Below are 12,528 nucleotides of genomic sequence, written 5' to 3' on the forward strand. Positions count from 1 at the left end.
TGGGCCATCCTGTCTCGCACGTTCGAATAATCCGGAAAGGACCGACGATGGAGAAACTCACCCGACGCACCTTCTTCAAGGCCGCGGGCGCCACGGCCGCCACGCTGACGGCGAAGGCCCATGCGCTCGCGCCCGACGCAGCGCAGCACGGCCACGGCGCCACGCCCGCCGCCGCCACCGGCGCGGCCGCGCACACTGCTTACCTGTTCTTCCGCCCCGACGAGGCGCGCTTCGTCGAAGCGGCCGTGGCCCGCCTGATCCCGCTCGACGCCAACGGCCCCGGCGCACTCGAGGCCGGGGTGCCGAACTACATCGACCGCCAACTGGGCGGCGCGTGGGGCGCCGGCGAGCGCCTGTACCGCAGCGGCCCGTGGCAGGCGGGCGTGCCGGGCCAGGGCTACCAGCTGCCGTTCACGCCGGCCGAGCTGTTCCGCAACGCCCTGCGCGCCATCGACGACGACGTAAAAAGACGCCGCGACACGACCTTCGACAAGCTGGCCGGCGCCGACCAGGACGCCTACCTGGAAAGCCTGCAGACCGGCAGCCAGGACCTGAACGGCGTGCCCGCCCACACCTTCTTCGAATCGCTGCTGGCGCTGACGATCGAAGGCTTCTTCTCCGACCCGATCTACGGCGGCAACAAGGACATGGCGGCGTGGAAGATGATCGGCTTCCCGGGCGCGTACGCGAGCTTCTACCACCTCGTCGACCAGCACGGCATCCTGTTCACGCGGGCGCCGATGAGCATGGGCGAGGACAACCGGCGCATGATCCATATCGCACCCGTGGCGGCGCAGCCGAAGGCCGTCGGCCAGAATCCCGTCAAGAAAGGAGGCAAGTGATGGCGACGCGTCTCAAGGAAGTGGATGCGGTACTGGTCGGCGTGGGCCTCGTCGGCACGATGCTCGGCCGCGAGCTGACGAAGGCGGGGCTCAAGGTCGTCGGCCTGGAGCGCGGCAATGCGCAATTCACGGTGCCCGATTTCCAGGGCCCGCACATGCACGACGAACTGCGCTACTCGGTGCGCAAGGCCCTCATGCAGGACAACACGAAGGAGGCGATGACCTTCCGTAACAACGTGAACCAGGTCGCGCTGCCGATCCGGCGCTGGGAAGGCTTCCTGCCCGGCACCGGCCTGGGCGGCGCGGCCGTGCACTGGAACGGCCAGACGTACCGCTTCCAGGACGACGAGTTCAAGATGCGCAGCCACAACGAGCAGCGCTACGGCAAGGGCTTCATCGACGCCGAACTGAACGTGCAGGACTGGGGCGTGACGGCCGCCGACATGGAACCGTACTACGACCGTTTCGAATACCTGCTGGGCACGAGCGGCCTGGCCGGCAACGTCAAGGGCCAGAAGGTCGCGGGCGGCAACCCGTTCGAGAATCCCCGCTCGCGCCCGTATCCGACGCCGCCCATGAAGGAACCGTACGGCTCCGCCATCTTCCGCAAGGCGGCCGCGAGCCTCGGCTACCATCCGTTCCCGCAGCCGTCCTCGAATCTCAGCCAGCCGTACACGAACCCCGAGGGCATGACGCTGCAGAGCTGCATGTTCTGCGGCTACTGCGAGCGCTACGGCTGCGAGCATTACGCCAAATCGTCGCCGCAGACGATCCTGCTGCCGGTGCTCCTCAAGGACAAGAACTTCACGCTGCGCACGCAGTCGCAGGTGTTGCGCATCAACCTCGCCAAGGACAAGAAGACGGCGACGGGCGTCACCTATGTCGACGCGGCCGGGCGCGAATTCGAGCAGCCGGCCAAGCTCGTCATCCTCGGTTCATTCGCGCTGAACAACGTGCGCATGCTGCTGTTGTCCGGCATCGGCCAGCCTTACGATCCCAAGACCGGGCAGGGCGTCGTGGGCCGCAATTATGCGTACCAGACGATGGGCGCGGCGCAGGTCTTCTTCGACGAATCCGTCAACATCAACCCGTTCATGCGCTCGGGCGCGAGCGGCACCGTGATCGCGGACTTCGTCGGCGACAACTTCGACCATGGCCCGCACAAATTCATCGGCGGCGCCTACATGGGCGAGGTCATGTCGCACGGGCGCCCGATCGAATTCCACCCGACCCCGCCCGGCACGCCGGCCTGGGGCGCCAGGTGGAAGGAAGCCGTCGTCCGCCACTACAACCACACCGCCGTGCTGACCGTGCACGGCACCTCGATGTCGAGCCGCAACAACTACCTCGACCTCGACCCCACGTACAAGGATGCGTGGGGCCAGCCGCTGCTGCGCATCACGTTCGACTTTCCCGCCAACGACCTGCGCATGTCCGCCTTCGTCACGGACAAGGCCGCCGCGATCGGCCGCGCGATGGGCGGACGGCAGGTCGTGGGCTCGCCGCGCAAGGGCCCGTACACCGTCACCCAGTACCAGACCACGCACAACACGGGCGGCACCGTGATGGGCGTCGACCCGAAGACCAGCGTCGTCAACCGCTACCTGCAAAGCTGGGACGTGCCGAACCTGTTCGTCATCGGCGCGTCGAACTTCCCGCAGAACGCCACCTACAACCCCACCGATACCGTGGGCGCGCTGGCGTACATGGCGGCCGACGCGATCGTCAACCGCTATCTCAAGGCGCCCGGGCAGGCGTTGGTGCAGGCATGAAGACGACGACCCTGTACCGATACGGCCCCGTCGTGGCGGCGCTCGCGCTCCTCGCCGGCTGCCACCGCGGCGGCAACGATGCGCCCGCACCGAAGGTCCAGCCCACGCAGGCGGCCGCGAACCCGGCCGCGAATCCGGCCGCGGCGCAACCTGGCGCCCAGGGCGGCGCCGGCACCCTGGCCCAGCAGAACGCGGGCGGCGGCGAAGCCAATGCGCTCGGCGTGCCCGGCGCGTCGGCCGCGCCCGCCCAGGGGCAAGCCAACCTGCAAACGGGCCAGCAACTGGCCACGAGCGGCGCGCAGAACGGCGTCACGGCCTGCGCCGGTTGCCACGGCGCGCAGGGCGAGGGCAATGCGGCCGGCGGCTTCCCGCGCATCGCCGGCCAGTCCGCCGCCTACCTCGGCAAGCAGCTGGGCGCGTATGCCAACGGCGCGCGCGTGAATCCGATCATGCAGCCGATCGCGAAGGCGATGAACGCGGAGCAGATCCGCGACGTCAGCGCATATTACGCGTCGCTCGGCGATGCGCCTGCGGGCGCGACCGCGGCCGGCGCTCCGGCGGCCGGCACCAAGCCGTCCGCCGCCGGGATGGACCGCGGCGCCACGCTGTCGGCCATCGGCGACGATGCGCGGGGCGTGCAGGCGTGCGCCAACTGCCACGGTCCGGGCGGCGTGGGCAACCAGCCCGTGTATCCGTACCTGGCCGGCCAGCACGCGACCTACCTGACGGCGGCGATGGCGGCATGGAAGAACGGCGCGCGCAAGACGGACAGCAGCGGCCAGATGACCCATATCGCCCAGTCGCTGCCGGACGCCGACGTGGCGGCCCTGTCGGCCTACTTCAGCGCCCAGCCGGCGCCGCCGTCGGCGGCCAAGTGGATCAACATTCCGGCCGGTTCCAGCCAGCGTCCCGCCGTCGCGGCCGCCGCCGGTGCGCCGGGCCCACGCGGTGCGGGCGGATCGGGCGGATCGACCGTACGCGCCACCGGCACCGAGCAGGGCGCGCCGACCACGGGCGGCAGCCAGGGGGGCGGCGCGGGCGGCGGCACGCAGGCCACGCAGCCGCAGCAGGCGACGCCGCCGGTGCGGCGTTGACGGCGCGCCGGCCCCGCGCGCGCGTCACGCGCGCGCCCGCGCCTCCGCGTCCGCGTCCGCCCGCGTGCGCGCGGCCCCCGTCTCGTCGCAATGCGCCCGCGCGCACGCGACGACACCGGCGACCAGCAAGGTCAGCGCGAGCCCCTCGAGCGGCGTCGGCCAGCGGCCTTCCCACAGGTAGCCGTACAGCGACGCGAAGATGGTCTCGAACACGATCATCTGCCCCGTGAGCGCGAGCGGCAGCGCGCGGCTGGCGATATTCCACAAGCCATTACCCAGCACGGAGCAGAACAGGGCCATGGCGCCGATGAGTCCGGCGAAGCGGAGCCAGTCCGCGCCGCTGTGGACGAGCGCATCGCCGTAAAAGGCGGGCACGGCCAGCACGACGGCTTCCAGGCCCGTGACCGCGCCCATCAGCAGGCTCCAGTCCTGCGCCGACACATGGGCGAGCCGGGCCAGCCAGCGGCTGTTGCCGACCGCATAGGCCGTCCACGAGACGAGGGCGCCAGCCGCGCACAATAACCCCGTCAATGAACCCGGGCCGGACGCGGCCAGCGATTGCCAGCTGATGCATACGAGCCCGGCCGCGCTGCAGGCCAGCGAGGGCAGCAGCGCGCGCAGCGAGGGCGCCTGGCGCGCGCGGCTGCCGACGACGGTGACGGCGAGCGGCAGCAGGCCGATCACGAAGGCCGTCATCGCGACGCCGCCCGTCTGCACGGCGCGCGCGAGCAGCACGTAGTACAGGATGTTGCCGATGAAGCTGAGCCAGGCGAGGGCACGCCATTCGCGCCAGCCGAGCGCGCCCTTGAGCCGGCGCCAGGACGGCGCGACGAGCACGGTGGCGACGAGGCCGTACGCGAGGTAGCGTCCGGCGGACAATTGCAGTGGCGGGAATCCGGCGGCCAGCCTGGGCGCGAGGAAGACGAGTCCCCAGAAGGCGCCGGCGACGATGCCGGACGCGACGCCGAGGTGGGTTTTGTTGACGGACACGGGTCCTGCTCCAGTGCGGAAAGCCGCCATTGTCCGGGATGGGGCGACGGGTCGTCTTGGCGCGGACTCCTGGAATGTTGACCGGGCCTCGCGCCGCATGCTCCCAGAACGTGTAGAATATTTCCACATGGAAATATTAAGATTCCGCATCGCACCCCACATTACCGTCAGCTTTTACAATGAATATGCAAGTCAAACCAGCCGGTTCCGATACCAAGGCACGCTTCAACTATCTTGTCTGCCTCGATATCGTGGTGGTGGCCTGCATCCTCGTGGTTGCGGGTCGCCCGGACGGGCTTGCCATTACGTTGACCGCCATCATCGTGGCAATCTGCGCGGTGCTCTACCGCTGCTCGGTGAGTCTCGGGTCATTCGTGACGAGCAGGCCCCCCACGCCGGCACCGCCGCCGCAAGACGTCGATCGCAAGTTCAAGCCGGCCACGTATGAGGCGCCGGAACAGGCGCCGTCGGGCGACCGCGCGAAGAAGTCGTCCTGGCTGCGCGAATCCGACTAGAAAACCTGGCATGCCGGCCCGCGGGGCCGCTGCGGTAAAATCGGCGCAGGACGGATCGCGCGATTCGTCCAATTACGTAATAGCAGAGGAAACGACATGGCCAAGAAAGAAGAACTCGACGAAGAAACGCTGGCATTCATTCACTGGTGTATTGAGGTGGAAAAGTTTCTCGTCGCCGGCGGCGCCACCGTTCAACAGGCGCAGGACCATATCGAAGAGCAGGTCGAATGGTTTACCGATCAGTATTACGACGACCTGACGCCGGAGGAAGCCGCCAAGGCAGCGCTGGCCTGATGTGGCGTTTACGCTGTTTCGCCGCGCTCGTGCTGATTCACGGCTTGAGCCTGGCCGGCGAAATCAGGCAGTACCAACGAGGTTCTCCAGGATCCGACGATCAATTGCTTGTTGGCGTCGAGTGCAATAAGAGTCAACACTATCTCCAGATCGGCTTGTTCGACGCCCATAACGTGCCGGATGAACGCATGGATTTGTGGGATACCGTCGATCTGAAGAAGAACGATGCAAACGGAGAAGCCGTCGCAAACGTGCTGAGTGTCGGACGCCGCTGCGATCTGGGGCGTCACCATTATCGGATCAGAATCACTGGAGCGCCCGGCAACTGGACGTTGAACGGCGCATGCGGCAGCCTGACTTATGCACGTGCCAGGGTTTGGAAAAATGGTGCTGTGATATTCGACGACGACCTGTCCAGCTGCAAGGATGATCACATGCTGAAGCTGCTGACGTTTTTCCCGGATGGCGACGTGCCGGTCCGAAAACAGGGCGTAAGCCTGTCGGAATTATTCCGCTGATGTGGACGAACAATAAAGTTCGCCACAAGCTTGTCCGATGAGGCGGACCACTTCCGGCATGGTGAGGGTGCAAATAATGTTTGCGACAGCCATGCAGGGCATGGTGGGTGCGCTACGGGTCGGCTGTCGGCCCATCATGGACGTATTAGGATCCTACCAGAACATTGGATAGTGTCGACTGGCTTCAAAGTCCTTAGTCAAAAGACCATATATGTTTTGGTCGACAAAGACTCCATTCAGACATTCTCCTTGTCGTAGAGTTCCTTCGTGTAAAAACCCTAATCTCTCGGCAACTCGCCGGCTGCGTACATTTTCTGACGCGCATCGTAATTCAATTCTGTTAAGCTTTAACGAGCCGAAACAAAATTCAAGAACTGTAGAAACAGCGGAACTGGCGATACCTCTCCCCGCGAACTGATGTCCAATGAAGTAGCCGATTTTCGCTTTTCGATCACTCCTGTCGATGTCCTTGATACGTACGGATCCGCATAAAACCCCTTCCACGAAAAGATGCCACTCGAAGGTCTCTCCTTTCGAAGCGCACTCCACAGCACGGCACAGATGCTCAAGAGCTGTTTCGACGGAATACAGGTCGGCCACGGCAGGTAGGTAGACCTGTAAGTGCTCAATGTTACTCTGGACCAATGACGCGAGTGCAGTGGCGTGTTCTACTGCGACAGGAATGATGGAAACGCCCGAAGGCGATTTCAGCGGCAGGGGTTGCACAAGTACTCTTTATTGTGAAAAGCTATATGGCTAATTCGTACTTGGTCGAACTTCCGCTCCTGGCTGCGCATTCAACTGGTGCTTGCAACACATTCATGAAGTCGTTGTTAGGCGCTCGCACGCTCCGGGTGGCGTCTTGTTTCTGCGTCCACGGCATATTCAGCGTCGCGGCGTCGTCGCCCCGGGGATCAGCGTGGCGCGATGCCAGTTGCGGTGCCATGCGATGAACGCATCCTTTTTCGGTGTCGCCCATCCAGGATGCGCGGTCTTCATCTCGTCGTACCAGCCGTAAAACTTGAGCAGGTTTTCCTTGGTCCAGTCCGTCGACCACGGCGGCAGCGGCAGCGTCCTGCCGCAGGAATCCGAAGGCGTCGCGCCGGCAACGTGGGGCAACCCCAGCGCGTTGATATCCTCGATCCGTTTGATGTCCTGTTCGTTCGCGTACTTGCTGCGGAATTTATAACCGGCCGGGGCAAGCAGTTGATACCACCCGAGGCGGCCGTTGGCCTTGTCGATGGGCGCTTCGAGGATGACGAGCCGGCTGCCTTCGATCGGGGCCGGCTTCGTCGTCCATGCGCTGCGATACCCGGGTTGCTGCCAGTCGAAGTAGCCGTCTGCATCGGAGTCGTAAAACTCCATGCCCACGTAAATGTGGCCGTTTTTGACGATGATGAACTTCGTCGATTGGCCACCGGGCAATCCCCTGACTTCCTGGACAAAGTGCCTGCCGCCGTCGGTCGAAAAGACCAGCTGCTTGTACGCGCCATACAACGTTCCCAGCACTACGTCCGGGTCGTCGCTGGCAAACGTCATGTTCGGCACCTTATCGTTGCCGACATAGCTGTCGATGCCGTTTTTAGCGTCGACGAACCGGATGGGTCCGCGGCAGCGATGATCCAGTTCCGCCGTAAACCAGCGGTTTTCGTCCCACGCCCAAGCCTTTTGGGAGGGCGCAGTGATGCCATCCGGTTCCGACAATTGAACGCCTCTCTGGACCGGCGCTACCGGTACGGGGATATCGGGACGCGTCGCACAGGCCGACAGGAGTACGCCAATAAACAGGGCTGACGTTTTTCGGTATATGTGGGGAAATGCGTTCATTGCCTGTCTCGTGAAAAAGCGATAATTTAGTCGAGTTATTTTATTGATTTGATGCAATATTTTTAATCCAATCCAAATGATCTGGCGGTTGGTTCGTACGGCGTCGGCACATCAACGCGGAAAACTCGAAAAGATATAACCCAACTAATCCGTATGTCAGCCTTCCGGTTGATCTCGGCCGTTCAACTCAGCATAGCAGGTCGCGGAAGCGGTAAAGTCACGAATGGTCACGACAGGCAACTTCCACCAAAAAGGCCCGTCGGGTTCGTGCTGAACAACAGAGTTCTTTCGAAGGTCAAATGCAAAGTTAGCGCCGGGACTTCGACATCAGGGCGCCAATAACCGCGCCAATTGCGACCCCCGGGCCGATGCCGAGAGCAAGGTTGCCGATCGCGATGCCAATTCCGCATCCAATCGCTACGCCAACACAAATTCCAACGCCCATGAACCTGCTATCTTTTCTGTCGGGTGAATCGTTCATAGAATCCTTTACGTCGAAGTCGAAAGACCGCTCCTTACCAAAGCCGGCCATGCGCCTTAGAATAACACTTTGATCAGGTGAAAAAAGTCACGAACTTTCACCACTGGCCGATAGCGGACGGTGGGTATGGGTCAGACTACGAGCGTTGCTGATAAGACAAGCCGCAGGGCGCCAGTCGCTCCTGGTTGTCGTGGCGGACGTCTTTGGTTTGTGGCGAACTTGATTAGCGCGCCACCGATGATGGCAATGCTCTCCGGCCCGCCCGCCGGTACGCCCCCGGTGTCATCCCCGTCACATCCCGCAACGCCCGCGTCAATGCGCTCTGGTCGGAAAACCCGGCCGCCAGCGCGATGTCGGCGATCGGGCGCGTCGTCTCCACTAGCCAGGCGCGGGCGCGGGACAGGCGGATGCCGCGCAGCCACGCGTGCGGGCTCGTGTCCAGCTCGGCGCGAAACAGGGCGTGCAGGCGGCTGACGCTTAGGCCGGCGCTGCGGGCCATCGAATCCGTCGACCATGGGAGGCCGGGCTCGGCCTCGATGCGGGCCAGCAGGGCGGCCAGGCGCGAGGCGGGCCGGGGCGCGTCCAGCGCGAGGGTGTCGAGCAGCAGCGGCATCCAGCCGCGCAGCAGGGCCGGTTGCGCGCGCATCACGCCCATGAATTCGACGAGCTTGCGCGCGCCCGGGCCGAGCGTCATGAACGGCCGTTCCAGCAGGCGCGCCCAGGCCGGATGCGACATGGCCGTGGTGGCGACGTCGAGGATCAGCGATTCGTTGGGCCCGATGCCGGCCTGCGCATGCCAGGCGCCCGGCGCGACGCAGGCGCCGCGCAGCGGGTCCAGCCTGTCCTGCCGGCCGTCGATGTCGAGCAGCACGGCGCCGCCGAGGGGCAGCACCAGCTGGGCGAAATCGTGGCGGTCGGTGCCGAGGTCGGCGCCGTAGCTGCGCACGTGGAGGGAAGAAGCGTCCATGGGCGCCAGTCTAGCATCGATGCTGCCGGGTGATCGTCCGACCAGGCCTACACGTCGACGGGAAAAAAATAGTGGCGCTGCCCCCTTGCAGACGCGTCCGCCGTCCCAATTTGCCATCCTGTTACAGCGCTCCGGCGCTGGTCTCCTCTGTCTCCTCCAAGTGCGAACTTGGATTTACCGCCTGACGCAGCGATGCGCAGGCGGTTTCTTTTTGTGCCGTGCGGTTGGCAGGACAACGTGGGCACGGGGTGCCCACCCTACAGCGTATCGTTGGGGAGGCAAGGTGGGCACGAGGTGCCGGTCATGCGGCATATCGTTGGGAAGGCACGGTGGACACCGGGGCTCGCCGCGCGGCGCGGCGTCGCGGGGATAAGGAAAGCGCCGTCCGCGCCAGGAAATCCGGCAGGGACGGCGCTTGTGATCCGGTGCCCGGTCAGTCTGGCCCCGGGCGCGCGGCGGCGATCAGCCGCGGTTCGGATTGTTCGGATGGGTGTCCTCGCGGTTCGGGATGCCGTCGCCGTCGCGGTCGCCGCGGCGCCAGCGGCCGGGCTCCATCACCCAGTGGCCGTCGCGCTCGACCCAGGTCGGCGCATGGTAGACATAGCCGCGGCGCTCGCGCAGCCATTTGCCGCTTACCCAGACGTGATGGCCGTGGCGCCATTCCCAGTGACCCGGTGCCCAGACATAACCGTGGCGCGCCGCCGGCACGCGCTCGTCGCGCGGCGGCGGGGGCGCGGTGCGGACGATGACGTCGGCGCTGGCCGGCAGCGCGACGCCGCCGAACGAGCCGGCGATCAGGGCAGCAATGAGCAGTTTTTTCATCTTGGCCTCCTCGAAAGTGGTTGTAGGCCGACTGTACCGCCACGTTGCGGGCGCGACCGTGCGGCGGCGCGCTTAATGGCGCAATTTAAAGTGCCGTAGAGAAAAGACTTGGCCAGCGGCAGTGCGAACTGCGGTACGGGGCGCCGCTGCGGTTCGAAGCGCCGTAGGGAAAAGATTTAACTGGCCAGCGGCAGCGCGAACCGCGGTACGGGGGCGCCGCCGCGGTTCGAAGCGCCGTGGGGAAGAATTTAACTGGCCAGCGGCAACGCGAATTGCAGCACCAGGCCGCCGCCGTCGCGGTTGCGCACGTTCAGCTCGGCGTTGTGGCGGCTGATCACGCGCTCGACGATCGCCAGGCCCAGGCCGGCGCCGTTGGCCTGGCCGCGGGCGCTGTCCAGGCGCGTGAACGGCCGCAGCAGTTGCTGGATCTGGTCGTCCGGCACGCCGCTGCCGTGGTCGTTGATCTCGACGGCGGCGCGGCGGCCGTGGCCCGTCATCTTCACATGCAGGGCGATGTCGATTTCGGTCACGTCCGCGCCCGGGGTCTTGCCGTAGCGCCGCGCGTTCTCGATGATGTTGTTGATCACCCGGCGCAGGTCCGTCGGGTTGCCCATCACGTGGATGTCCGGATCGATGTCCGTCGTCGTGCGCACGTCCGCCAGGCGGCCGGCCTCGCGGGCGCAGTCGTCCAGCAGGTCGGACAGGTCGACCGGCACGAACGTCGCGCTTTCGGTGGGGCGGGCGAAGTCGAGGAACTGGCCGATGATGGCGTCCATCTGGGCGATGTCGGACTGCATGCCGGTGCGCGCTTCGTCCGACAGCGGCGCCATCTCCACCTCCAGCTGCATGCGCGCGAGCGGCGTGCGCAGGTCGTGCGAGATGCCGGCCAGGATCACGGCGCGGTCTTTTTCCAGCTGCTGCAGGTCTTCGATCATCTGGTTGAAGCTGCGGTTCGCCTCGATGATCTCGCGCGAGCCTTTTTCCGGCAGCGGGGCGGGGCGCTTGCCCTCGGCGATCGCGCGCGCGGCCGCCGTCAGGCGCGCCAGCGGCAGGTTGACGAGGCCCGAGATCAGCGCGGCGCCCAGCAGCGACAGCGCGCCGACGACGCTCGCCCAGCCGAGCCACTGCACGCGCGTGAGCCCGGGCAGCTTGTCGCGTTCGAGCATGAGCCAGTACTTGTCGCCGTCGATGTCGAAGCTGACCCAGAAGCCGGGGATCTCGTTCACCTGGCGCGAGAAGCGCGTGTCCGGCCCGAGCTTGTCGCGCACGATGGCGGCCACTTCCGGCATCAGCGAATTCGGCGGCGGCGGCTCCACGGTGTCCGTCGGCTTCACGTCGTAGATGCGGATGCCTTCGTTCGACACGAGTTCGAACAGGAGTTCGCGCCGCAGGTCGGGTGCGGAGTGCGTCAGCGCGGCCTTCGTGATGGTGACGACGGAGACCAGCAGCTCGGCCGTCTGCTCGACCTGCGGGCCGCGCTGGAACACGTTGAGCATGCCGATCCACGAGGCCATCGACAGGCCCGTGAGCACGGACAGCAGGAAGAAGGTGCGCCAGAACAGGCCGCTCTTCATCCTGCCGAGGAGACGCGGCGCGGCCTGTTCCTTCGGGGTCGGTGCGAACACTAGCGCGGCTGGCCTTCAGGAATGAATACGTAGCCCAGGCCCCATACGGTCTGGATGTACAGCGGGCTCGAAGGATCGGGCTCGATCAGCTTGCGCAGGCGCGAGATCTGCACGTCCAGCGAGCGGTCGAACACCTCGTATTCGCGGCCGCGCGCCAGTTCCATCAGCTTTTCGCGCGACAGCGGCTGGCGCGCATGGCGCGCGAACACCTTGAGCACGGAGAATTCGCCCGTCGTCAGCGGCACGGTCTCGCCGTTCTTCTTGAGGGTGCGGGTGCCGAGGTCCAGCACGAAGTCGCCGAATTCGAAGGTCTGCGGCGTCTCGCTGGGCGCGCCCGGGATCTCGTCCGGGCCCTTGCGGCGCAGGACCGCGTTGATGCGGGCCACCAGTTCGCGCGGGTTGAAGGGCTTCGGCAGGTAATCGTCCGCGCCCATTTCGAGGCCGACGATGCGGTCGACGTCCTCGCCTTTCGCGGTGAGCATGATGATCGGGGTCTGGTCGCCGGCGCCGCGCAGGCGGCGGCAGATCGACAGGCCGTCCTCGCCGGGCAGCATCAGGTCCAGCACGAGCAGGTCGTAGCGTTCGCGCAGCCACAGCTTGTTCATCGCGGGCGCGCTTTCCGCCGTCACGACCTGGAAGCCCTGTTCGGTCAGGTAGCGGCGCAGCAGGTCGCGCAGGCGCACGTCGTCGTCGACGACCATGATCCGGGCGGCATGGCCGCCATTCGCGCCGGCCGTGCCGGCATTCGAGCTCGTTGCATTCATCGTTCTGTCGGATTTGT

The 12,528-nt window shown here is 65.6% G+C and carries 14 protein-coding genes; 6 read left to right on the plus strand and 8 right to left on the minus strand.

Annotation, left to right across the window (positions count from 1 at the left end):
• Window positions 1-47: 47 nt before the first annotated feature.
• The 3 genes from U9J41_RS01065 to U9J41_RS01075 are packed head-to-tail and all read left to right on the plus strand — an operon-like array spanning window position 48 to window position 3,708.
• On the plus strand, window positions 48-842 hold the full coding sequence (locus U9J41_RS01065) for a gluconate 2-dehydrogenase subunit 3 family protein (RefSeq protein ID WP_322399751.1): 795 nt from the start codon (window positions 48-50) through the stop codon (window positions 840-842).
• Window positions 842-2,614, plus strand: a complete 1,773-nt coding sequence (locus U9J41_RS01070; protein ID WP_322399752.1) for a GMC family oxidoreductase — start codon at window positions 842-844, stop codon at window positions 2,612-2,614. Before U9J41_RS01065 ends, U9J41_RS01070 begins: the two co-directional genes overlap by 1 nt.
• Entirely contained in the window at window positions 2,611-3,708 is a 1,098-nt protein-coding gene (locus U9J41_RS01075) for a c-type cytochrome (protein WP_322399753.1), read from the plus strand. The genes U9J41_RS01070 and U9J41_RS01075 overlap by 4 nt, the downstream gene beginning before the upstream one ends.
• Before the next feature lie 24 nt (window positions 3,709-3,732).
• On the opposite strand, the gene U9J41_RS01080 is transcribed toward U9J41_RS01075, so the two are convergent.
• On the minus strand, window positions 3,733-4,728 hold the full coding sequence (locus tag U9J41_RS01080; protein ID WP_322399754.1) for a DMT family transporter: 996 nt from the start codon (window positions 4,726-4,728) through the stop codon (window positions 3,733-3,735).
• A gap of 149 nt (window positions 4,729-4,877) precedes the next feature.
• Between U9J41_RS01080 and U9J41_RS01085 the strand changes: the two genes are divergently transcribed.
• From U9J41_RS01085 to U9J41_RS01095, 3 genes are all read left to right on the plus strand, one after another.
• Window positions 4,878-5,213: a hypothetical protein gene (locus tag U9J41_RS01085; protein ID WP_322399755.1), complete on the plus strand. Its 336-nt coding sequence runs from the start codon at window positions 4,878-4,880 to the stop codon at window positions 5,211-5,213.
• Window positions 5,214-5,309: 96 nt separating this feature from the next.
• Window positions 5,310-5,507 (plus strand): hypothetical protein, encoded by a 198-nt coding sequence (locus U9J41_RS01090; protein WP_056436405.1) that lies wholly within the window; start codon window positions 5,310-5,312, stop codon window positions 5,505-5,507.
• Complete coding sequence (locus U9J41_RS01095; protein WP_322399756.1) at window positions 5,507-6,025, plus strand: hypothetical protein; 519 nt, start codon at window positions 5,507-5,509, stop codon at window positions 6,023-6,025. Before U9J41_RS01090 ends, U9J41_RS01095 begins: the two co-directional genes overlap by 1 nt.
• Window positions 6,026-6,178: 153 nt before the next feature.
• Here the strand turns inward: U9J41_RS01095 and U9J41_RS01100 are convergent, their stop codons facing one another.
• From U9J41_RS01100 to ompR, 7 genes are all read right to left on the minus strand, one after another.
• The gene (locus U9J41_RS01100; RefSeq protein ID WP_322399757.1) at window positions 6,179-6,751 is read right to left on the minus strand and encodes a GNAT family N-acetyltransferase; all 573 of its coding nucleotides are present in this window, start codon (window positions 6,749-6,751) and stop codon (window positions 6,179-6,181) included.
• Window positions 6,752-6,910: 159 nt separating this feature from the next.
• The gene (locus tag U9J41_RS01105; RefSeq protein WP_322399758.1) at window positions 6,911-7,852 is read right to left on the minus strand and encodes a T6SS immunity protein Tli3 family protein; all 942 of its coding nucleotides are present in this window, start codon (window positions 7,850-7,852) and stop codon (window positions 6,911-6,913) included.
• Between the two features lie 307 nt (window positions 7,853-8,159).
• On the minus strand, window positions 8,160-8,384 hold the full coding sequence (locus tag U9J41_RS29390; protein WP_482194203.1) for a glycine zipper domain-containing protein: 225 nt from the start codon (window positions 8,382-8,384) through the stop codon (window positions 8,160-8,162).
• 172 nt (window positions 8,385-8,556) lie between these two features.
• On the minus strand, window positions 8,557-9,300 hold the full coding sequence (locus U9J41_RS01110; RefSeq protein WP_322399759.1) for a helix-turn-helix transcriptional regulator: 744 nt from the start codon (window positions 9,298-9,300) through the stop codon (window positions 8,557-8,559).
• A 462-nt stretch (window positions 9,301-9,762) separates the two neighbouring features.
• Entirely contained in the window at window positions 9,763-10,122 is a 360-nt protein-coding gene (locus U9J41_RS01115) for a YXWGXW repeat-containing protein (protein ID WP_322399760.1), read from the minus strand.
• A gap of 248 nt (window positions 10,123-10,370) precedes the next feature.
• Complete coding sequence (locus tag U9J41_RS01120; RefSeq protein WP_322400130.1) at window positions 10,371-11,696, minus strand: ATP-binding protein; 1,326 nt, start codon at window positions 11,694-11,696, stop codon at window positions 10,371-10,373.
• Window positions 11,697-11,746: 50 nt separating this feature from the next.
• Complete coding sequence (gene ompR, locus U9J41_RS01125; protein WP_322399761.1) at window positions 11,747-12,511, minus strand: osmolarity response regulator transcription factor OmpR; 765 nt, start codon at window positions 12,509-12,511, stop codon at window positions 11,747-11,749.
• Window positions 12,512-12,528: the final 17 nt, after the last annotated feature.

It is taken from the genome of Massilia luteola, from assembly GCF_034420155.1.
Lineage (GTDB): Bacteria > Pseudomonadota > Gammaproteobacteria > Burkholderiales > Burkholderiaceae_D > Telluria > Telluria luteola.